Origin of the sequence: Rhodohalobacter sulfatireducens (genome assembly GCF_022012475.1) — a bacterium.
Lineage (GTDB): Bacteria > Bacteroidota > Rhodothermia > Balneolales > Balneolaceae > Rhodohalobacter > Rhodohalobacter sulfatireducens.
In genome coordinates, this window is sequence record NZ_JAKLWS010000024.1 from 56,041 (window position 1) to 77,165 (window position 21,125).

The 21,125-nt window shown below is 41.8% G+C and carries 21 protein-coding genes and 1 tRNA gene; 7 read left to right on the forward strand and 15 right to left on the reverse strand.

Features of this window, described 5'->3' with window-relative positions:
* Positions 1-118: 118 nt before the first annotated feature.
* On the reverse strand, positions 119-1,984 hold the full coding sequence (locus L6773_RS15640) for a glycoside hydrolase family 2 protein (protein ID WP_237855382.1): 1,866 nt from the start codon (positions 1,982-1,984) through the stop codon (positions 119-121).
* 215 nt (positions 1,985-2,199) lie between these two features.
* Here L6773_RS15640 and L6773_RS15645 point away from each other — a divergent pair, with 215 nt between their 5' ends.
* Positions 2,200-2,889 carry a tetratricopeptide repeat protein gene (locus L6773_RS15645; RefSeq protein ID WP_237855383.1) on the forward strand — a complete coding sequence of 230 codons (690 nt, stop codon included), beginning with the start codon at positions 2,200-2,202 and terminating at the stop codon, positions 2,887-2,889.
* Positions 2,890-3,024: 135 nt separating this feature from the next.
* A complete protein-coding gene (locus L6773_RS15650) occupies positions 3,025-3,492 on the forward strand; it encodes a DUF4112 domain-containing protein (RefSeq protein WP_237855384.1) in 468 nt (155 codons plus the stop codon).
* A 12-nt stretch (positions 3,493-3,504) separates the two neighbouring features.
* Here the strand turns inward: L6773_RS15650 and L6773_RS15655 are convergent, their stop codons facing one another.
* The 3 genes from L6773_RS15655 to L6773_RS15665 all read right to left on the reverse strand — a co-directional run bounded on the left by L6773_RS15655 (position 3,505) and on the right by L6773_RS15665 (position 9,642).
* Positions 3,505-6,978, reverse strand: coding sequence for a methylmalonyl-CoA mutase family protein (locus L6773_RS15655; RefSeq protein WP_237855385.1), 3,474 nt, complete (start codon positions 6,976-6,978; stop codon positions 3,505-3,507).
* 69 nt (positions 6,979-7,047) lie between these two features.
* A complete protein-coding gene (locus L6773_RS15660; RefSeq protein WP_237855386.1) occupies positions 7,048-7,926 on the reverse strand; it encodes a mechanosensitive ion channel family protein in 879 nt (292 codons plus the stop codon).
* Between the two features lie 3 nt (positions 7,927-7,929).
* Positions 7,930-9,642, reverse strand: coding sequence for an Ig-like domain-containing domain (locus L6773_RS15665; RefSeq protein ID WP_237855387.1), 1,713 nt, complete (start codon positions 9,640-9,642; stop codon positions 7,930-7,932).
* Between the two features lie 156 nt (positions 9,643-9,798).
* Here L6773_RS15665 and L6773_RS15670 point away from each other — a divergent pair, with 156 nt between their 5' ends.
* The 3 genes from L6773_RS15670 to L6773_RS15680 are packed head-to-tail and all read left to right on the forward strand — an operon-like array spanning position 9,799 to position 12,924.
* The gene (locus L6773_RS15670) at positions 9,799-11,205 is read left to right on the forward strand and encodes a nicotinate phosphoribosyltransferase (RefSeq protein WP_237855388.1); all 1,407 of its coding nucleotides are present in this window, start codon (positions 9,799-9,801) and stop codon (positions 11,203-11,205) included.
* Between the two features lie 4 nt (positions 11,206-11,209).
* On the forward strand, positions 11,210-11,821 hold the full coding sequence (gene pncA / locus L6773_RS15675) for a bifunctional nicotinamidase/pyrazinamidase (RefSeq protein WP_237855389.1): 612 nt from the start codon (positions 11,210-11,212) through the stop codon (positions 11,819-11,821).
* Positions 11,821-12,924: an NAD(P)/FAD-dependent oxidoreductase gene (locus L6773_RS15680; RefSeq protein ID WP_237855390.1), complete on the forward strand. Its 1,104-nt coding sequence runs from the start codon at positions 11,821-11,823 to the stop codon at positions 12,922-12,924. The genes pncA and L6773_RS15680 overlap by 1 nt, the downstream gene beginning before the upstream one ends.
* Here L6773_RS15680 and L6773_RS15685 read toward each other — a convergent pair.
* From L6773_RS15685 to L6773_RS15735, 11 genes are all read right to left on the reverse strand, one after another.
* On the reverse strand, positions 12,914-13,204 hold the full coding sequence (locus tag L6773_RS15685; protein ID WP_237855391.1) for a HigA family addiction module antitoxin: 291 nt from the start codon (positions 13,202-13,204) through the stop codon (positions 12,914-12,916). The two genes, L6773_RS15680 and L6773_RS15685, sit on opposite strands and share 11 nt — an antisense overlap.
* 15 nt (positions 13,205-13,219) lie before the next feature.
* Complete coding sequence (locus L6773_RS15690) at positions 13,220-13,513, reverse strand: type II toxin-antitoxin system RelE/ParE family toxin (RefSeq protein ID WP_237855392.1); 294 nt, start codon at positions 13,511-13,513, stop codon at positions 13,220-13,222.
* Between the two features lie 89 nt (positions 13,514-13,602).
* Positions 13,603-14,427: a glutaminyl-peptide cyclotransferase gene (locus L6773_RS15695; RefSeq protein WP_237855393.1), complete on the reverse strand. Its 825-nt coding sequence runs from the start codon at positions 14,425-14,427 to the stop codon at positions 13,603-13,605.
* Between the two features lie 42 nt (positions 14,428-14,469).
* Positions 14,470-14,706: an SEC-C metal-binding domain-containing protein gene (locus tag L6773_RS15700; protein ID WP_237855394.1), complete on the reverse strand. Its 237-nt coding sequence runs from the start codon at positions 14,704-14,706 to the stop codon at positions 14,470-14,472.
* Between the two features lie 108 nt (positions 14,707-14,814).
* Entirely contained in the window at positions 14,815-15,216 is a 402-nt protein-coding gene (locus tag L6773_RS15705; RefSeq protein ID WP_237855395.1) for a putative toxin-antitoxin system toxin component, PIN family, read from the reverse strand.
* An 81-nt stretch (positions 15,217-15,297) separates the two neighbouring features.
* Positions 15,298-15,516: a ribbon-helix-helix protein, CopG family gene (locus L6773_RS15710; protein ID WP_237855396.1), complete on the reverse strand. Its 219-nt coding sequence runs from the start codon at positions 15,514-15,516 to the stop codon at positions 15,298-15,300.
* Between the two features lie 170 nt (positions 15,517-15,686).
* Entirely contained in the window at positions 15,687-16,727 is a 1,041-nt protein-coding gene (locus L6773_RS15715; protein ID WP_237855397.1) for a hypothetical protein, read from the reverse strand.
* Positions 16,728-16,956: 229 nt separating this feature from the next.
* Positions 16,957-17,703, reverse strand: coding sequence for an MBL fold metallo-hydrolase (locus L6773_RS15720; protein ID WP_237855398.1), 747 nt, complete (start codon positions 17,701-17,703; stop codon positions 16,957-16,959).
* 100 nt (positions 17,704-17,803) lie between these two features.
* Entirely contained in the window at positions 17,804-18,868 is a 1,065-nt protein-coding gene (locus L6773_RS15725) for a hypothetical protein (protein WP_237855399.1), read from the reverse strand.
* 189 nt (positions 18,869-19,057) lie between these two features.
* Positions 19,058-19,507 (reverse strand): hypothetical protein, encoded by a 450-nt coding sequence (locus L6773_RS15730; RefSeq protein ID WP_237855400.1) that lies wholly within the window; start codon positions 19,505-19,507, stop codon positions 19,058-19,060.
* Between the two features lie 14 nt (positions 19,508-19,521).
* Positions 19,522-20,385 carry a mechanosensitive ion channel domain-containing protein gene (locus L6773_RS15735; RefSeq protein WP_237855401.1) on the reverse strand — a complete coding sequence of 288 codons (864 nt, stop codon included), beginning with the start codon at positions 20,383-20,385 and terminating at the stop codon, positions 19,522-19,524.
* A gap of 323 nt (positions 20,386-20,708) precedes the next feature.
* Between L6773_RS15735 and L6773_RS15740 the strand changes: the two genes are divergently transcribed.
* Positions 20,709-20,797: transfer RNA gene (locus L6773_RS15740), tRNA-Ser, on the forward strand.
* A 76-nt stretch (positions 20,798-20,873) separates the two neighbouring features.
* Complete coding sequence (locus L6773_RS15745; RefSeq protein WP_237855402.1) at positions 20,874-21,122, forward strand: GIY-YIG nuclease family protein; 249 nt, start codon at positions 20,874-20,876, stop codon at positions 21,120-21,122.
* The last annotated feature ends 3 nt before the right edge of the window (positions 21,123-21,125 follow it).

The following is a 21,125-nucleotide window of genomic DNA, read 5'->3' on the forward strand; positions in this document are numbered from 1 at the left end:
AAATCCTCCCCTCTTGAGAGGGGACAGATACTGGAGCGTTCAGCGAAAGTATCAGGGGTGTGTTCCTGTGTATTGGTTAACAACACACAGTTACTCTTTTAAGTTAAGACCCCTTAAATCACTCCTCCCATTCCTGTTTTTTCTTTTCGTACCAATCCTGTATAGTGAAAAATGCTTTTTTCTTGAGGCCCTCGTCCGAAATCACACCTTTTCGATTCCAAAAATCCTGGAATCTCGGCAATGGGCGTCTCGGGGAGCGAAAATCTTTTAAAAGCCAGGGAGAAGTTCCGCGAACAAATGAGATATTATCGATCATCTCCAGGTTGCTTTCATAAACAGCATCCTGAAACTCTTCTGTCCAACGCTCGTTTTCGTCACCGTGATATCCCTGCAGAGCCCCTCCTCCGAACTCACTGAGGATAACCGGTTTATTTGAATCAGATTCCCAGCGAAGATCCGAGCACTGTTCCGGAGGCATATTTCCATACCATCCGCAATAACTATTCACACCAATGACATCTACGACCTCTTCCATGGGATCATGAATCCCGATTACGCCTTCTCCCCTGCTCTGTGTTTCAAGAGCTGCTGTAACAAGCCTTGTGGAATCGAGTTCACGAACAGCTTCTGCGAGATTCGATAAAAATGTAAATCGTGCTTCGCTCCTGGGCGTTTCATTAGCCAATGACCACAAAATCACGGATGCCCGGTTATGGTCGCGGTCAACCATCTCTCTCATTTGCCGTTCAGCGTTGGCATAAACCTCGGGATTCTCGAACTGAATAGTCCAGTATACCGGGACTTCCGACCAGACTAAAATTCCCATTTTGTCGGCCATTCGTACCATATGCTCATTATGCGGATAATGAGCCAAGCGTACGTAATTACCATTCATCTCTTTCACCCAGCCAAGCAGTACCTCCGCATCAGCAGAATTGTTTGCTCTGCCGCCGCCAAAGGGACGACTTTCGTGAATACATATTCCGCGCAAAAAAATCGGTTCGCCGTTCAAAAGAATTTCCCCGTCTTTCTGTCTAATCGTCCGAAACCCAATCTGATCTTCAATGGTTTCTTCAGGTATTTCAAGAATTACATCATAAAGTTTGGGATTCCTTGTTGACCACTTTTCAAGATCAGCCGTAAACTCCACTTCAGCGATACCCATTTCATCTGTACGAAACTGTTTTTCAATATTGGCTTCGGGGATTTTTATAGTCAAAGTCTGATTTGCCCTATTAGAGCCGTTCATTTGAACCCACCCTTTCACTGTATTACTTGATTCCGGATCGAGTTGAATAAAATAATCTTCAATAAATGTGTCGGGTACCGTTATCAGAGAAACAGAACGGGTGATCCCGCCATAATTCCACCAGTCTGTATTTACAGTGGGAACTGCCTCACGCTTGCGTTGATTATCCACTTTAACAATCAAAGTATTCTGTCCGTCATTTAGATGATCTGTCACCTCTGTATTAAAAGGAGTAAACCCACCGATATGGTGTCCAACCAGCTCGCCATTCAGATATACATGAGCTTCGTAGTTAGCAGCACCGAAATAAATAAACTGTCTCTCATTCTCATTCGGTAAATAATTGAATGTCCTTTTGTACCAGACGGTACCTTCATATAGAAATAGCTGATCATCCTGGGTATTCCAGTCTCCCGGAACGTTTAGCGTTGGTCCGGTATCAAAATTATATTCAATCAGATCGGACGGCTTTTGCACTTTTTGATCCTTAAAATACCCATTCTCGCTCGGTTGATAGCGGTAATCATAATAACCGGTTTCATATGGGTCAATAATTACACCCCACTGGCCATCAAGAGATACTGTTTCCCTCCCCATCACGTTTTGGATCGTTGGATCGCTATCGACTTCCCGGGCAGTAACATTTTGAGTTAAAAATGAACCTCCTAACAAAAACAGACTGAAAATTAAAGGATAGAACTTTTTGTTAGTGCCATTTTTGGATTTAATCTTCATGATAGCATTTACCTTAGTTGTCAGGTTTTGTAGAAGAGAGATGATACTTCAATATGCAAAGCCGGCGAATTGAATCAAAATATTTGAAATGTACAAATTGTGAGTCTTTACCCCTCTTTTCACTTGGTATAATCACGAACTAATTTTAACTTTGACCTTCTTGAAAATGCTCGAATAGCAAGTAGGTCGGGCACATATTTTAACAAAAAGAAACTATGAGTAAGCTGAAAAAAGAAGAACTCGAACAGGATATTCTCATTGAATATTCATCGAGGATCATGCATTTCTATGAGAATAATAAAGCTGCCGTGATTGGAGGCGGTATTGGATTGATTTTAGCTATCGGCTTAACGATAGGCTATATCATCCATAGTGGAAACCAGGCAGAAGAGGCAGTGAACCTTCTCGGTATCGCCGAACAAGAGTTACTGCAGGGAAACTACCAGGAGGCATTAAATGGAAATGAAGAGGAGTTTACACTTGGTTTTGTACAGATTGCCGATAACTACAGCGGAACAAAAGCCGGCAATTTAGCGCATTACTATGCAGCAATATCTGAATATGAGCTTGGTAATTATGAACAAGCCATTGAATACATGCAGGAATATGATGTTCCCGAAGGAATATTGGGTGTTGCTCCTATTTCTATGCATGCAAATATCTTAGTTGAACTGGAGAGGTATGAAGAAGCTGCCGAGCAGTTTGAAAGAGCAGCAAATTGGGACGAAAACAGCTCAACTACCCCCTATAACCTATTTAAAGCAGCCGAAGCTCACAGTGCAGCCGGAAATAATGAACAAGCGCTTGCACATATTGAGACCATAATAAACGACTATCCAAACAGTCAGCAGCTTGCACAGGCAGAGAAAATGAAAGGTTTACTCAGCGAGCCAACGGCCGGTTAATTAATAAATTTTCTGTTTCTTAAAATGCATTGCTGACTTTCAACGGATTTCAGTAATGCATTTTTTTAGCACATAATATTCAGCACCTCAATTATGGTTGAATCGGATCTGATCAGCCAATAAAACGATATCAATTTGGGAGAAAAAGTTAACCCTCGTTCTAAATCCCGTAAGTTTGCAGAGCTTCTCGACAATCACTTCACGATTCCGGGTACAAAGATAAAGGTTGGCTTAGACCCCCTTCTTGGACTTGTTTCCGGAATTGGTGATTTAGCCGGTGCCACTCTATCCATCTATTTTATGATCTATGCGGCTATGATGGGCGCATCGTCATCTGTTTTGATCCGGATGTTCCTGAATATACTCGCCGATCTGACCATCGGATCGATCCCGGTTTTGGGTGATGTTTTTGATGTGGCCTGGAAAGCAAATCTTAGAAATGCCAACCTTTTAGAAAAACTGGAACAAGATCAAGACAAAACAGAAACGGAAAGCTCCATTTTAAACTGGATTCTACTCATTGTTTTAATAGCTATTTTAATTGGAGTCATCATTGTTGTGATCTGGCTGACCACAATAGCCTGGAATAGATTGTTTGGCTGAAACAGCCTTTTCTTACATATTCCGCCGGTATTGACCGCCAACCTGGTACAGAGCATGTGTGATTTGGCCCAATGAAGCCACTTTCACTGTTTCCATCAACTCTTCAAAAATATTACCATCCTTCCTGGCAACTTCTTTTAGTTTCTCTATTGCCTGCTGAGATGAATCTCGATTTCTCTCTTGAAATGCACGTAAGTTATCGATCTGTTGATGCTTCTCCTCTTTCGTGGAACGGATCAACTCCATTTCACGCTCATCCTCTTCTGAGTCTGTATCACTCTTAAATGTATTCACTCCAATAATAGGTTTCTCACCGGAGTGTTTTAACGATTCATAATGCAGGCTCTCCTCCTGGATCTTACCTCGTTGATACATGCTTTCCATCGCTCCCAAAACACCACCGCGTTCGGTAAGCCTGTCGAATTCGGCGAGAATGGCCTCCTCAACCAAATCAGTGAGCTCTTCGATGATGAATGAACCCTGAAGCGGATTCTCATTCATTGTCATCCCAAACTCTTTGTTGATGATCAGTTGGATAGCCAGCGCGCGTCGTACGGAATCTTCTGTCGGCGTTGTGATCGCCTCATCAAAAGCGTTGGTATGAAGTGAGTTGCAGTTATCATGTACGGCCATCAATGCCTGCAAAGTCGTACGGATATCGTTGAATTGAATCTCTTTGGCATGAAGCGATCGGCCGCTGGTTTGAATATGATATTTCAGCTTTTGAGACCGCTCGTTTGCACTGTATTTGTGCTTCATGGCTATCGCCCAAATGCGCCGTGCTACCCGCCCAATAACAGCATATTCGGGATCGAGACCATTGCTGAAGAAGAACGACAAGTTGTGAGCAAAATCATCAATATTCAATCCGCGAGACAGGTAGTACTCTACGTATGTGAATCCATTTGCGAGCGTAAATGCCGCCTGTGTAATTGGATTCGCCCCCGCTTCTGCAATATGATAACCGGAAATGGATACCGAATAGTAATTTCTGACTTTATGATCGCTGAAATAACTTTGAACATCACCCATCATTTTAAGGGCAAATTCCGTTGAGAAAATGCATGTGTTCTGAGCCTGGTCTTCCTTAAGGATATCAGCTTGAACCGTTCCGCGGACCTTTCGAAGGGTTTCATTTTTAATCTTATCATATGTCTCATCATCAACAAACTGGTCACCATCAACCCCCAGTAAACCTAAACCAAAACCATCGCTGGTAGCGGGCAGGCTCTCGTTGTATTTTGGCTGAGGGAGTCCTTTTTTCTCAAAAAATAATTTAATTTTCTTCTCAGTCTCTTCCCATTCACCTTGTTGCTTCAAGTATCTCTCTACTTCCTGGTCGATTGCAGTATTCATAAACATCGCCAAAATCATGGGCGCAGGCCCGTTGATCGTCATTGAGACTGACGTTTTAGGAGATGTCAATTCAAACCCGGAGTACAATTTTTTCATATCATCCAGCGAACAGATACTTACGCCGGAGTTCCCGATTTTTCCATAAATATCCGGTCGACGCGCCGGATCTTCTCCATAAAGGGTAACGGAATCAAACGCTGTAGAGAGACGTGCTGCCGGCATTCCTTCACTCACATAATGGAATCGTCGGTTGGTTCGCTCCGGGGTTCCCTCACCGGCAAACATTCGGGTTGGGTCCTCCCCTTCCCTCTTAAAAGGAAAAACACCCGCTGTAAAAGGAAAATAGCCTGGAAGATTTTCCTTGAGTGCAAACTTTAGCCGGTCTCCAAGGTTTTTTGTTTTAGGCAGTGAAATTCTCGGGACTTTTGTGCCGCTAAGTGATTCCCTTTTCAACTCATTTTTAATCTCCTTCCCTCTTATTTTAATCGTAAACTCATCCCCTGAATATTTTTGATACAGCTCGTCCCAACCCGCAAGAATTTTCTTAGGTAACGGATCCAGCTTTTCCGTCCAGTGATTTTCCATCTCATCTAACCGTGAGAGCAGTTTTTCTTCATCATCCGGTTTCCAATTTTTGACCTGATCCAGTGTTCCCCTCACCTGGTCCAGATTTGCTGCAATCTCCACCTGGTCTTCCGCCCATTGATGATAATCCTCGATCGTTTCTGAAATTTCTGAAAGATACCGCTGTCTTCGGCCGGGGATAATCGCTTGCGCTTGCAAGTCTTCAGCCGGTTTCTTGTGCGTGTACAGTTCAGGTATCCATTCCAGAGGATATCTCTCATTCACAAGCTCAACAATTTTTGCAAATAACCTGTGAATCCCCTCGTCATTAAATTGTGCTGCAATCGTTGGATAAACCGGCATATTTTCCGGTTTGATATGCCAATCCCCACGGTTTCGCTGCATCTGTTTGCGAACGTCCCGAAGGGCATCCAGCGATCCTTTTTTGTCGAATTTATTCAACACTACTACTTCGGCTACATCCAGCATATTAATTTTTTCGAGCTGCGTTGCCGCACCGTATTCATGGGTCATCACGTAGATCGGGATATCACAAATATCAACAATTTCTGTACCGCTTTGACCAATGCCGCTGGTTTCCACGATAATCAGATCAAAACCTGCTGTTTTGTATACTTCAATCACGCCATTTACAGCTTCACTGATCGATTTATTGGAGGCCCGTGTCGCCATACTTCGCATAAACACACGACTTGTATCAATGCTATTCATCCGAATTCGGTCACCCAAAAGTGCTCCTCCCGTTCGAATTTTTGAGGGATCAATTGAAACAACTCCAATCGTTAAGTCATCAAATTCAGTCAGAAATCGTCGAATAATTTCATCGGTGAGCGAACTTTTACCTGCGCCCCCGGTTCCGGTAATGCCGAGAATAGGAATATTCCTGGTTGATATTTCAAGAGAATCCCCATTTATCAAAAGTTCTGAATCTGAATAGGAAGCAAGACCATCAACATGATTTTCAAGTGCAGTAATCGTTCGAGTGATAGTATTCAGATCACTATTTAACAACTCCTTGCCATCTATTTCAGAATTCTTACAAGGATCAAAATCACAGGCTTTCATCATGTAATTGATCATACCCTGTAATCCCATTTCGCTACCGTCTTCAACAGAAAAAATTCGGGTGACTCCGTACTCGTGCAGATCTTCAATTTCGTCATCGGAAATGACCCCGCCGCCACCGCCAAATACTTTGATCTGTGTGGAATGATTTTCCTTCAGGAGGTCAATCATATACTTGAAATACTCATTGTGGCCACCCTGGTAGGAACTTACAGCGATACCCTGTGCATCTTCCTGGATAGCACATTGAACAATCTCATGAACGGACCGGTTATGCCCCAAGTGAATGACCTCAGCACCCGTAGCTTGCAATATCCTCCGCATAATGTTGATGCTGGCATCGTGTCCGTCAAACAAACTGGCTGCAGTAATAAACCGAATCTTGTTCGTGGGTTGATACTTGTCTGCTACAGGTTGACCATTGGATGATGAACCTGGTTTTACCGTGCTTTTCTTTTTTTTAATCGATGAATCGGACATAATATTTTAACTTACTTCTGACTTCTGTCCCAAGTAAACTGTGAATTCTGATTTTGAAAAACTAATACACTAATTCTTTGAAAAATCCTGATCCTTTTTCTGATCCAGGTAACTGAGAGTTCGCTGTGGAAAGGGAATATTTATCCCTTCTCTATCAAAACGTTTTTTAATGCTTTCAATTACATCTGTGAACAGCACGTAACCATCAGGGGGTGTTTCTGCCCACGCCCATGCTCTCAGGTTAACAGATGACTCAGCTAACATAACCACCCGAACTGATACAACCGGTTCATTATCCTTCTTTTCCTCCGGAGTTCGATTGTCTATCGAAAGTTCATGATTTTCGATCTCTTCAGCCATAATTTTCTTCGCGAGATCAATATCAGAATTATAACTGATTCCCACATCCACAAAACGGCAAACTTTTGGTTCTTCGTAATGTGCATTCACCAATCTCTCATTACTAATAATGGAATTGGGAATGATGATTCGCTGGTTTTCAAAATTCCTGATAACGGTATGCCGAAGGCCGATATCCTCAACAACTCCAACCAAACCGTCACTAAATGTAATCCTGTCGTTGATTTTATAGGGTTTTGAAATCACAATAAAAAAACCGCTGATAATATTGCCAAGAGACTGCTGGGAGGCAAAACCGACGGCAATTGCAAGAATACCGGCACCCGCCACAACCGACTGGGCAACCGGCTTGAGGAATGGAATATTCCATATTGCAAAACTAAATCCAATCACGTAAATCACTGTTGCAATTGAATTTCCCAAAAACCGATAAGTCGTCAGGTGATCGTCATTATCTACACTTCTCTCCACCAGTTTCTTATAAATTCTACTGACGATATTTGCAAGAATTACCGTTCCAACCAGAATAAATATGACTTTAAATGTCAATTCATGGCTCGCAACAAAATCTATTATACGGTCAATCATACTTTATGGATTATTGTTGTCATTCGGTTCGCTCGATTCTGAATTTTCATCTTCTTCATTTTCAGGACTTACAGTTTGCTCTGTATCACTTTCTTTATTTGGGTATGAAACTGAAACTTCAGCGGTAAATCCCTCACGAACAGGAATTTGTCTCCTAACAGTGTAGGGTTCAGGAGCCATAAACGGCACTACCGTCCCGGCATTCCATTGTCCGTCTCCATTCACATCTTCGTAAACGATAGCCTTGTATTCAAGCGGGGGCAGATTATCGATAAAAATTGAGTTTGTAAATGTAGTGTCTACAAGAATACTCGCTTCTGTATCCGTTAAGGTTAGATTCGATGTTACCGTAGAATCACCATTCTCGAGGGTCAGTTCTACTCCGCCTAACTGGTTTCTCTGCCAAATATCAGGATTAATCTGCTCACGTTCCTGAAGCCATGGATTCCAAACTCTGAACTCATAACTAATTCCCGGTTCCCAATTTCCCTCCGGCGGCGAAATTCGCAAAATGTGATTAGCTACTTCGAGCGGTGCCCAATTCCTGGTTTCGGTATCTCCTTCCACAACGACCAGTGAGTCAATAACTGAATCATCATCAATAAATGTTGAGTATGTAACTTCAAGTGCTTCATCGGGAAAAAGGCCGCTGCCTGAATTATGGGATATCGTTTCAAGTGCCGTCGTATCTTCCTGGACTGACCCGATAAAAGGTTCCACATTAATTCTGAGTGAATTGCCGGCATTATCAGTTACACCGTTAGCTTGTATTAGAAATTGCATGGTGTCAACTAAAGCGCGAAATGGCTGGGCAAATAGTACGGTCGGATCCTGTTCGGATTTATACAAAGGAACAGCTCTCGTATATTCATTTTCCAGTGTATCCGTAAGAATAAATTCAGCATCATCCTCCCAGATAACCTCTTCAGAAGCCCGTAGCCTCAACCTCTCCTGTGATAACAGGCCAACACCGTCCACTTCCGGAGCCAGCGTATCCGGTGAATCGATATAGAGGGTCCCGATGTCAATGGAATCATCCCGGGCAAGCTCAAAAATTTCTGATTGGAATGGCTGAGCATTTTCCCGTTCAGGTTCCCAAATTCTGTTCCTGTTTACGTCATTCACCAAAAAAGCTTTGTAGGTTCCTTCGCCCAGGTAACCAAATTGAATTAGGCCGGAGGTATCGGTTTCAGCTACATATCTCGATCTCTGGGTGAGATCAAACGGTTCAGGGTATAAAAATACACGATTACCCTTCTCCCCTTTTCCTGTTTGAAAATTAAGAAGCCGGGCGGTCACCGTAGCATCATCCAGTACGTCACCAGTACTGAGCGCAAGATCGAAAGGGGCATCCATCTCATTGCGGTCGGTATCCGTAACTTCCGTCCCAACCTTAACGATAATAGTTGTGTTCTCCGGTAGAGGTGACAAAAATTCAACAGTGGCCGACTTACGGCCAAAATCCATTTCAAATTCAATCCCGAGATCCGGTTCAACAGTTACGTTATCACGAAAAGAGTTTCGTTCAATGAATTGATCAAATTCAAAAGTAACCTCATCACCGCTGAAATTTGTGGTTCCATTTTCGGGTTCTGTTCCTACAATATTTGGACCCTCTTCATCACGCTCTCCGCCTGACGGACCCATAGGCGTAGCACAACTTTTCAGCATAACTACAATAAGTACCAGTACAACAGCAATTAAAAGCTTCTTCAATCCGGATAGATTTATTAGATATAATCAAACAAAATATAAGCAATTCAATTTGCAAGATTCAGGTTTCAGGATACATTTCTGATTCCTGCTACTTGAATCCTGTAACTTGTTCTCTCATTCGTTATTTTGCTCTCTAAATTTAACTCAGGTATTCTTATGTATATAGATCGTCCGGCATCCTACACGGATTATTATGAACTGACCATGGCACAGGGCTACTACCTGTCCGGAATGCATGAACGGCGGGCCAGCTTCGATTACTTTTTCCGGAAAAATCCTTTCGACGGCGGATATGTAATTTTTGCCGGGTTAAAAGAGCTCATAGAAACGATCAATAGCATGAGTTTCAGCCCCGAAGAGATCGATTACCTGGTAAATGAGGGATTTGATAAAGAGTTCATCAACTACCTGGAGGAGTTTGAATTCACCGGGAATATTTGGTCGGTGAAAGAAGGTGAAATTGTATTCCCAAATGAACCTATCGTGACCGTCGAGGGAAATCTGCTTGAAACACAGCTCATTGAAACTTTGCTGCTGAATGTACTCAACTTTCAATCTCTCATTGCCACAAAAGCGTGCCGGATTAAATTTGCTGCTGGTGATAATTCCACTATACTTGATTTCGGACTTCGGCGTGCACAGGGCCTCGCTGGAATTCACGCAACCCGGGCTGCAATGATCGGTGGCTTTGACGGTACATCCAATGTATACTCCGCACAACGATTTAAAGTTCAGGCCGGCGGAACAATGGCTCACTCCTGGGTTCAATCTTTTAATGATGAATTGACCGCCTTCCGAACCTATGCCGAACACTACCCGAAGAATACGATCCTTTTGGTTGATACGTACGACACTCTCGGTAGCGGAGTTCCGAACGCGATAAAGGTGGGTAAAGAGCTCCGTGAAGAAGGTTACGAACTCCAGGGGATTCGGCTGGACAGTGGTGACCTTGCCTATTTTTCAAAACAGGCCCGTACCATGCTGGACGATGCAGGTTTTCCCGATGTAAAAATTGCAGCATCCAATCAGCTCGACGAACGTGTAATTGCCAGTTTGAGAACACAAAATGCCCCCATCGATGTGTTTGGAGTGGGTACGCGACTTGTTACGGGCGACAACTCCCCCGCACTCGACGGTGTGTATAAATTGAGCTCTATTGGCGGAGATCCTACGCTGAAAATATCAGAAAATATTGAAAAAATAACACTTCCCGGTCACAAGAAAATCTATCGTTACCTGAATCCTGATGGCAGTTTTTACGGTGACGCACTTCTGCTTGATAGTGAGACCATCCTGGAACGGATGCACCATCCCACCTTTCCCGCACAGAAGAGTAATTTAAACGGACGAAATTATGAAGAACTGCTTTTTCAGGTAATCAAGGACGGTAAATTGCATGTTGATCTCCCATCCGTGAAAGAGATTGCGGAGTATAAAAAAGAGCGATTCAGTAAACTCAATCCGGAGTTTAAACGTTTTGATAATCCCCACATCTACAAAGTGGGCATCAGCACAAGACTGATGGAAACACGCGATAATCTTTTGAATCTTTTAAAACCCTGATACGATGAGAGCATTACTCGTTGTTGATATACAGAATGATTTTTGTCCCGGCGGCGCACTGGCCGTTCCCGACGGTGATACGATTGTTACAACCGTGAATAAATTGGTAAATGTTTTTGATGCGGTCATACAAACGCAGGATTGGCACCCGGCTGGTCATTCGTCATTTGCTTCTTCACATGATGGTAAGGAGCCTTACGACACAGTAGAAATGGATTACGGAACCCAGGTGTTATGGCCCGATCACTGCGTACAGGGATCGATGGGAGCTGAGTTTCACCCCGAGCTTAATACACTGAAAACCCAGGTAATTATCCGAAAGGGTTTCCGAAAAGCGATCGATTCCTACTCCACATTTTTCGAGAACGACCAGGAAACCACAACCGGTTTGACGGGCTATCTGAATCAAAGAGGTATTACAGATCTCTACACTGTGGGTCTTGCAACAGATTTTTGCGTGAAATGGTCTATCCTCGATGGTATTGACGAAGGGTTCAACATGCATATTGTTGAAGATGCCGTAAAAGGTATTGACCTCGACGGCTCCCTGGATGCTGCATGGGATGAGATGAAGGAGAAGGGAGTGAACATCGTAACATCAGACGACCTCCTGTAGTGGCTGATATAATCCAAGTTGATTCGATTATTCTCGGAGCGGGAATTGCCGGCCTCTCCTGTGCCGACTCACTTCAACAAAAAGGTCGTACCTGTGTGGTGATCGATCCAAATCAACCCGGTGAGGGAACTTCAGGCTCACCCGGAATGCTTGTGAACCCCGCTACCGGCCGACGCGCCATAAAATCCTGGAAAGCGAAAGAGTGTTATGGCTTGATAACCGATCTACTGGAACGGGTTCAGAGTGAAACAGATCAACTATTCTATGAAAAAAATGGGGTGGTTCGGCCGGCACTGACCGAAAAACTGGCCGATAACTTTGAGCGCTCTCCTGAAAAATACGATTGGCCTGAGAACTGGATTGAGTGGGTGCCCATAGATGAATTTTCTAAACGATTTCCCATCTTCAAACAACATTTCGGCGGATTGTTTGTGAAAAATGCGATAACTGTAAACGGCTCTGTTTTCTTAAGAGCTTTTGGTGAGTATTTGGCGAAAAGGAGTGTAATCACAAAATTTGATACTGATTATCAGCTTCGGCAAGATCAGGAAGGTTGGATTGCTGAAATAGATGACGGATCCGTGTACCAATCAAAAGTTATAATCGATGCTACCGGTTACAACCAAGTTAATTCGAGCGATTGGGATTTCCTGAACCTTCACCCCGTCAAAGGTCAAACGGCAACCTTCTTTTTTGATGAGCCTCTCCCCTTAGAATCATCCATTTCCAGTCTGGGTTATATGGCTTTCCTGGGTTATCAACCCAATCAACTAACCGTAGGAAGCACATATGAGCATGATTTCGATCATCTTGAAACCGATCAAGACGGACTGGAATACCTCAAAAAAAAGCTTGATAAAACGTTACCGGGATTGGTTGAAAAGAACAATACTGTTGAGCAATGGTCAGGCGTACGGGTTACCGTCCAGGACCGAAAACCAGTGATTGGTGCTCACCCTAAAAAGGAAGGATTGTACATTATTGGAGCTCTCGGATCCAAAGGTTTACTGATGGGGCGGTTTCTGTCTGAGTTGTTGGTTGAAAATATCTTAGAGGGAAATCAAATTGATGACCTGGTTTCTACAAAGCGGTTTATGCATTAACAGTTTTTATTGGTTTTACATGTTTATCCGGTCGATTTGATGATAGATCATACATGGCCTGAAGATTTAACCAAAACTCAGGAGAAGTGTCAAAGGCCTCAGAAAATAGCCAGGCCGTATCGGGAGATATCCCTCGCTTTCCTCTCACAATTTCATTTACTCTTTGAATGGGTATTTCCAAATGATCTGCCAATTCTTTCTGTGTAAGCTTCATCGGTTCAAGATATTCCTTGAGTAAAATTGTTCCGGGATGCGTGGTTACTCTGTTTTTAGGTATCATAATTCTTACGTCTGTTTATGAATGATAATCAGCAATGGCTACATCATGTGCATTTGAATCTCTCCATCTGAATACGATTCTCCATTGGGAGTTAATTCGAATACTGTGGAATCCTTTATAATCACCACGAAGGACTTCAAGTCTGTTACCAGGCGGTGATCTTAAATCATTAAGAGAGGTTGCAGCATTTAAAATATCGAGCTTGTAAGTTGCCGATTCTAAAAATTGAGTTGACAATCCTCTGACTTTGCTACTCGAAATACCGTTGAACAGGTCTGAAGTCGCTTTATCTCCAAATGATTTAGTCATTCCTCATATTAATGGATTAACGGTATCCATGCAATTTAAATTGCAGCGTTTGAAACCTCTCAGAGAATAATTTTTTCTAATTCACTCGTTTAACCACTATCCCGTCGCCAAATCTCAATCTCAAAAATAGTAGGCCACAGCTTTCCGGTTACGAAAATCCGGCCGCTCTCAGAATCATACGCAATTCCATTCAGTACGCTCACCGAATTTTTGGCTTTAACGCCAGTCACAAGCCGCTCCAGATCAATTATGCCAATCACTTCGCCGCTGATGGGATCGATCATCAAAATTTCATCGCTGAATAGCTTGTTGGCAAAGATCTTTCCGTCAACCATCTCCAACTCGTTTAGCCCGGAAACCAACTCACCATTATGCTTAACTCTTACCTGCCGAATCTCCAGGAAGGTTTCCGGGTTCAAAACACGCAGGTTTGATGACCCATCGCTAATAATGAACTCATCACCGTTGGTCGTAAGCCCCCAACCTTCCCCATTTATCTCGAAATCCCGAAGTCTCTCAAAAGTATGGACATCATAAACAAAGCCTGTACCGGAACTCAACGTAAGCTGAATCAGATGATCGTTCCACGCTGTGAGTCCTTCACCGAAGTATTCATCCCCAATTGGCTGTTGCTGAATAATTTCGCCCGTTTCCAGGCGGACTTTCCTGATTTCTGAATGGCCTTTTCTTCCTGTGCTTTCATATAAATATCCGTCCCGGAAAATAAATCCCTGTGTAAAAGCTGTTGTATCATGTGGAAACACTCTCACCACGCGCCAATCGTATTCCTGAACGGCGGTCACTTGATCTTGTGCGGAACCATCCGTCGGTAGAATTGAATTCAGGCCGGAAATCAACAGAATGAAAAATATCAGGGGAATAAAGTTCCTGGTATGCAGAAATTGGTGATTCATGGAAGTTCGCCCGAGGTAAAAACATAAACGGATGCTAACCGTTTAATGACAATGCCCGTGCGCCTCAGACCAAACTGTTCCATCCGGGCAGTTTTGAGAAGCATCACTGCCCCGAAGCTGCATAAATACAAACACAAGCCCCAAAATGATAGCAATACCCAATCCAATCATACCCGCTTTCGAGGTGATGGCTGAATTGTCCTGGTTCATATGACAATTCTTGTATTTCTTTCCACTTCCACAGTGGCACGGATCGTTTCTATTTAATTTTTCAGCCATAGCTCTGAATTTTAGTAATAGTTATTTACCATCGATTTAAAATGATCTTTTAAAGGCAGCAATAATCAAATAGCTAATACTTAATTAAAACAATTATTATCGCCCGATTCACTCCTTTAGCAAGTCCCAAAAACCTCGGGGTGATATAATTTTAATTTGTGACATTTCTTCTGAAAGAACCAATAAATCTTTATCTCCGGTAACTAATATATCAGCTTCTGCTCTCAGCGCTGATTCCAACACCCATCGATCATCTTCATCTCTGACTTTTACATCAGAAGGCTTATCAGGAATCGGTTCTATTTGATATTTTCGAAGAAATAAAATTGTATTGGAGACTTTATCCGGTGGAACGTTGAGTTTTTCAATCAATACTCTCTCAAATTCATTTAAAACAATTTCGCCCGTTATTAATTGATGGTCCGCAAGTATAACTTCAAGCAAATCTGTGCATAAACCTCTTGCGATGAAAGCACTTACTAAAACATTGGTGTCAGCAAAAATTTTCATAATGCACTCAAAGATGGAATTTTATCATCAAGTTATTTCATTTTTTGAGTGCATTGTAATTCCAATAAAGTTATATCAAACTCACGAAACTTCACGAAACACATCCTCATCGGTGAGCCACCCTTGTGCTTCTCCATAGGGCAGAAGTTGTTTACGCAACTCCTGAAAAGACTCAATAGATAATTGACGTTTTAAAGCCTGCCGAACCAATTCACTTTTTGAGCGACCCGATCTTTTTGATGATTCTTCAAGAAGCTTTTCCAGTTCTTTATCTATTCGAATCGTAAGCGTAGTATCCATTGATATAAGATTTTATGATTGTATTGCAATGTAACACAATCATAACGATCAAGCAATAGAGGTTATTTTGGTAGGGCTGTAACGGATCAGCGTTTGTGCTGCCAGCCGATTAGTTTTAAAGTCGACTTCGAAGCCAAAACTGGTCAGCACGATGCCATTGTTATACAACTTTAATTGGTATGATTATAGAGTTCAATTTTCCAGAGACCTAAGCTTCTAAGTATTAAGTTACGGGCTAAGCTTTGAGCATTAAATATATCATACGGACTGATAAACTGAGTGAGTGTGCTAAACTTATGAGAGGCAATAAAATTTCTGAGATAACTTAGATTATGAATAGCTTCAGGAAAAGTTAAAGTCTTATCTCTGACATCTTCATTCAGCTTTGTCCACTCAGAATCAAAACCGAAATAGGGTTTTAAATCTTTTTCGACTTCTGTTTTATCGCCTCTAAATATCCAATCAAATGTGTCTATCTTAGTAACCCCAATTTTTTTTAGCCTTTCTTCAATATCATGCAAAACAGATGGATTCCAGGTGCCTTTTTCATTATCAATAAACCTCGGTTTTTTTGAACTTGACCTAACTTCCAATCCTAATTCTTCAACCACTGAGAAAGCAGCTGTTATGGCAAAGGCACCACTAGTATGGTAGCTTTTGTCAGGATCATAATGCTTAAATATTTGCCCATGTTTAGGATGAGCCGAATCAGGGGTCATTGAATTAATTTTTAAACTGAGTTTGAACTTTTCAATTGCATACTGAAAATCAGCTCTTTCATATGCTTCTTTGAGTACTCGACAGCCATATCCGACATGGCCAATTTGCTTGTAGTAGTTATTAAAGTATTCATCTTTATAAATTTCTGGTTGAATTTCTTCGACACTATTTAAATCTGCAACAAGTGGAAAATTATTAAAATCTGGGTATGCAAGAAGAATTCCTCCTTTGATTGTAGATAAAATGTCTTCTGCAATTCCTTCATTTTTAGCAATGATAATTAATTCATCAGCAGGTACAGTATTTTCAAATCGATGACTTTCTTGAGGATCTTTAATCCATGATTCTGAACGGCCATCAGCAGATTTCCAGAATGTACCTGTAGGTTCTGGAGTGACTTCTAAATCAATGTCATGATCATCAAAGTTAAGAGATTTTATTAAGGCTGAATCCCTGTGAAATAAGATAAGATGCGACCTATACTTCTTCATTTATAAATCTCAGAAATAGTTCTTGTGCAAGTTGTATAACATATGATTAACCTCCCGCAAGAGGTAAATTAATAAGGATGTATAATAATTTAATCCTGCCAGTTCGACAATTAGAATAAGCTTATAACGTCCTTCCTCCTACTACTGCAGGCGTCACAAAGAAGGATAAAGTAATCGTATAATATCTATTAATCCGACTAAAAAACGTTGAAATTAGTTCAACATCCAATCACTCCGGGTACCAATCTCTCAACTTTACTCTTACATCCACATCAGCAGCATCGACTAAATTCTTAAACTCCTCGATATCCTGTCCCCTGTGGTGGTAGGGATAGACGACTTCGGGTTGAAACTCAATGACGGCATCAGCGGCCTGGTTAATGTCCATCGTGTATGGCAGGTTCATGCAGACGAATGCAATATCAATTCCCTCCAGCGCTCGCATCTCAGGAATATCCTCTGTATCGCCGGAGATATACACAATCTCACCCCCAAAATCGATGACATACCCGTTCCCCCTCCCTTTTGGATGGCGTGATTCAGGGTCATTCTCCGGAAGGTTGTACATCGGTATCGCTGAAACCGGAATTCCCGTCACTTCAGTAGAATTCCCATTTTGTATAACCACAATTTTTTCATGAGTAACATTTAGTTGTTCAGCTACGGCCATCGGCACCACAAATGTTGTATTCTCGGTATCCAGTTCAGTGAGTGTTTCGGGATTGAGGTGATCGCCGTGGATATCCGTTATAAAAATGATATCCGGTGCTCCAAATTCAGAGTAAAGGTCAGCCCCGCCAAACGGGTCCACAAAAATAGTTATCTCATCAAATGTAAATGCAACAGATCCGTGGTTGATTGGATGAACAGTCAGATCGCCCTGTACAGTTGAATAGGTATCGTTGTTTTGGGCTTGCACACTATTGGATAACAAAGCCACCGATAATAGAAAAGAGGTCAAGAGTAGGTTCTTCATGATGCCGGGCTTGAGATTGATTTTTAAACGTAGTTCTTCTCTAATTTAACAGCATTGGCAAAATTCGCAAATTATGGGATCTATAAAGCAGAGAGACCTGTCAATTCCTTATTCCACTTATGACCACATTGCCCGTTCCCGATGGATCACAGGGATAGCTGAAAACCGATTCTCTCTTTCTTGGGTTATCAATCGTTTCATAAAATTCATCCATGTATTCAAGCGCCCAATCGATATAACTCTTCTCTAATAACAGATTTTCTGCTAACGTAGAATAGATCTCGGGTTTAAGCTGTCGAAATTGCTGAAAGGTAGGTTCCAATATATCAAGGTCATCCATACAGTATCCCCTGTATACTCTTTCCCGTACCGATCTCAGTTCAAGAGCCGGAGCGGGTACGGCATAAGGGCTTGATACCAAGCCTACCAAATCAAAATCATAGGGTACTGGAATAAATTCTTTTTGTTCTTTCAAGAACATTATTTTCAAGTTGTGTTGAAACTGAATAGACCAGTCTGTATTTCCTATCATGTAAGCAAAAACACTCATCCTCAAAAAAGCCTCCTCTTCTATGCGCTCCGGCCGTAGATTATTCCTTTTATAGAGGCCGGCTTTACTTCTTTCCGCCACATCATCTTCATCCTCAATAAGAAATGCATATACCGGCTCTGTAAACCTGTCTCTTCTTGTATCGTGGTAAGCTAACCGTATTAATCGAACACGGAAGCTGTAGTCTGTCAGTACGTTGTACATTTTATAGACCAGGTATTCCCGAAGCAGATATTTTTCACCTTCACAGGGAACCACTACTTTCATTTTGGAATATTCTGAAAAAGGTGAAGAATCCGGCACATCATGTTTTTTAAAATTGAACCATAAAGGTGGGTCTGCACAATTCAGTCGACGAAATTTTCCTCTCGTTTTAACTCTCAAATCTTGTGTCACAAATACAGAATCTTCATTTTTGTAACGTAACTTCATTTCACGATAGGGAGGATCGCTGCTCCGGTCTCTCAAAAGTGGCCTCAAATTTCCTTCCAACGTAACATCAAGAATTTCCTCACTGTTAAAAAGGTCACCCGCGCTCTCCTGGGCACTTACATTCAGTCCCGTAGCACTAAAAATAAATAGATAAAACAGCCAGGCGATATTCTTTACTTTCATAGGCAATGTCCGTTTACTTTATATATATATAACGAACTTCGACAAATCTTAAAAAAAGTATAGTGAATTTTTTAGACGTATTATTGCATTGAAAAGTTTAGGATATCCAATTATTGACTGTAGAAAGGCTTTAAATCTCAGATGAGACCTACAAATCCATCCTGATTATGAACCTTGGAAGTGATAAACTTACCGGAGATCCTTGAGCTCGGGTACAGTTTGCAGAAAGAAGTTCATCTTCTTTTTAGCCATTTCTACTGCGTTTGAGAACTTCTCTTGATCAATTTTTATGTTTCGTATATGATCTTCCTGTTGTCTTTCCAGATAAGTCTGAGAATTATTTACTAACTCCTTGGCTGTTTTATTGATTTGGCCGAATGCAGTTTCTTCTTCAAAGAAAATCCTCTCTACAATATTGGGTGCCAAGTGATAATGCCCGTCATTTTTCCCAAAACAATCAAATTTTATAATTTCATTACCAAAAGCCTGTAATATAGCTGTCGGCCCCTTTCCGATCCGCAGTACTTTCCAATAAACAACTAACTCCAGGTTCGGTTGAATGGGGATAATCTCAACGTCTTTTCTGATCTGACCTTTTGGTTGATCTAAAAGCCCCAGTTTTATTAGAATTTTTTTCACAATCTGCTTCATTATCAAACCTCTTCCTCTTTTTTATTAAAAAAATCATTATGACTGAATACATCAGAAAGAATCGATTGTTCGATGAAGCTCCGCTGAGTCGCTTTTACGGGAACCCGTACAATGAGATGTATTTCACCGGCAGCAGAAACTTGCACAGTCACACGAGGTTCTGCAGTGGGAACATCCAATCCTTTTTCCTGACTTAGTTGTTCCATATGTTTTCGAGCCTCTTTCAGGTATGGTTTGCACTGTTTTTGAGCCGATTTCAGGAACTCATCTTGTGCCAAACGCCAGTCTTCTTCTCTCTTGAATGGAACTGTAAATACATGGAGCACAAAATCATGTGTGTAGCTTTCATTAATGACAGGCTCTGATACGAACAAGGAGTTTGGTATCACCGTCATGCGCCCGGTCCGCTGATGGGTAAGTTTTCCGGGCCCTACTTCAAGGATCGTGGTTGCAAGGATGTTCTGGTCGATAACATCACCGCGAAAATCCTTCACCTGGATGCGGTCTCCGATGTTAAAGGAACCTGCTCCCGTCTTTATAATGGAGCCTGTCACACAGACAATCAGTTCTTTGGTTGCTACAACAAACGCAACGGCAATCGCTACAACCGAAAGTGCAAAAGTTCGCAGTGCTTCTCCCCAAATAAAAATCAACCCAAGCATTAGCAGCAGGATAAATGCATTTCGGGTTTGAACCAGCCACCTGCGCTGCAACTCTCTCGAATGTACTTTCTTTTTTATGAAGCGAGATGTAATGGCCTTTACAACGCCAATTACTACAATTAAAATGCTCGTCTCAATAAGAAGAGTTAGCATTGTCTCGGAAATAGCCAATTGTTCGCGAAACCCTGAAAGTCCTTCAAACATATTTATCCTATTCTTAATCTATAGATTTCCTTTGATACATAATTGTTTTTAAAATAATAGATGATTCTGGTTAAATAATTATCTGCCACGGAATTTTTGTTAATTATTTCAATAATATTTCTTCACCCATATCCTAAAAATTAGATACTGAATGTTGGCGAATGAAAGGCATTTCTTTGTAAGATGATAATCAAATTTGGTAAAGGAATCATGATTTGTAATTCCTTTTCAGCGGGGTTCTCTCTGTACGTTTATTATTTAATCCACTCACTTTGATTGAATGTAGGTAGACAAAACTATATCTTTGGAGTCTTTGACATTTCGGAGAGGTGCCAGAGCGGTCGAATGGGCTCGCCTGGAAAGCGAGTGTGCCTCTATCGAGGTACCGAGGGTTCGAATCCCTCCCTCTCCGCTCAACTACGCTAAAGCTTCGTTGAGCAAGCTCGTTTCGGACTTGCCGCGAAGCTTTTTTAATTCAGTCAGGAATCATGTGGTATGTTTATATCATAGAGAGCCAAGACAAAGATTGGACGTACGTTGGTGTAACCGATGAGTTGAAGAGTCGGTTACAGAAGCATAATCGAGGGGAAGTACAGTCCACCAAGCATTATCGTCCGTTTCTTTTAGCTGCTTATGTAGCAGTACGAGATAAGAAAAAGGCCGTTGCTTTGGAGAAATATTTTAAGACCGGGTCAGGTCGTGCAATATTAGAAAAACGAATTTTAGGATCTGTTTGAATC

What these genes read in the sequence shown, in the direction of transcription:
- L6773_RS15640 (WP_237855382.1), bottom strand. Translation starts at nt 1,984, where the DNA reads ATGAAGATTAAATCCAAAAATGGCACTAACAAAAAGTTCTATCCTTTA.
- L6773_RS15645 (WP_237855383.1), top strand. Translation starts at nt 2,200, where the DNA reads ATGAGTAAGCTGAAAAAAGAAGAACTCGAACAGGATATTCTCATTGAA.
- L6773_RS15655 (WP_237855385.1), bottom strand. Translation starts at nt 6,978, where the DNA reads ATGTCCGATTCATCGATTAAAAAAAAGAAAAGCACGGTAAAACCAGGT.
- L6773_RS15660 (WP_237855386.1), bottom strand. Translation starts at nt 7,926, where the DNA reads ATGATTGACCGTATAATAGATTTTGTTGCGAGCCATGAATTGACATTT.
- L6773_RS15670 (WP_237855388.1), top strand. Translation starts at nt 9,799, where the DNA reads ATGTATATAGATCGTCCGGCATCCTACACGGATTATTATGAACTGACC.
- pncA (WP_237855389.1), top strand. Translation starts at nt 11,210, where the DNA reads ATGAGAGCATTACTCGTTGTTGATATACAGAATGATTTTTGTCCCGGC.
- L6773_RS15685 (WP_237855391.1), bottom strand. Translation starts at nt 13,204, where the DNA reads ATGATACCTAAAAACAGAGTAACCACGCATCCCGGAACAATTTTACTC.
- L6773_RS15690 (WP_237855392.1), bottom strand. Translation starts at nt 13,513, where the DNA reads ATGACTAAATCATTTGGAGATAAAGCGACTTCAGACCTGTTCAACGGT.
- L6773_RS15695 (WP_237855393.1), bottom strand. Translation starts at nt 14,427, where the DNA reads ATGAATCACCAATTTCTGCATACCAGGAACTTTATTCCCCTGATATTT.
- L6773_RS15700 (WP_237855394.1), bottom strand. Translation starts at nt 14,706, where the DNA reads ATGGCTGAAAAATTAAATAGAAACGATCCGTGCCACTGTGGAAGTGGA.
- L6773_RS15705 (WP_237855395.1), bottom strand. Translation starts at nt 15,216, where the DNA reads ATGAAAATTTTTGCTGACACCAATGTTTTAGTAAGTGCTTTCATCGCA.
- L6773_RS15710 (WP_237855396.1), bottom strand. Translation starts at nt 15,516, where the DNA reads ATGGATACTACGCTTACGATTCGAATAGATAAAGAACTGGAAAAGCTT.
- L6773_RS15715 (WP_237855397.1), bottom strand. Translation starts at nt 16,727, where the DNA reads ATGAAGAAGTATAGGTCGCATCTTATCTTATTTCACAGGGATTCAGCC.
- L6773_RS15720 (WP_237855398.1), bottom strand. Translation starts at nt 17,703, where the DNA reads ATGAAGAACCTACTCTTGACCTCTTTTCTATTATCGGTGGCTTTGTTA.
- L6773_RS15725 (WP_237855399.1), bottom strand. Translation starts at nt 18,868, where the DNA reads ATGAAAGTAAAGAATATCGCCTGGCTGTTTTATCTATTTATTTTTAGT.
- L6773_RS15735 (WP_237855401.1), bottom strand. Translation starts at nt 20,385, where the DNA reads ATGTTTGAAGGACTTTCAGGGTTTCGCGAACAATTGGCTATTTCCGAG.
- L6773_RS15745 (WP_237855402.1), top strand. Translation starts at nt 20,874, where the DNA reads ATGTGGTATGTTTATATCATAGAGAGCCAAGACAAAGATTGGACGTAC.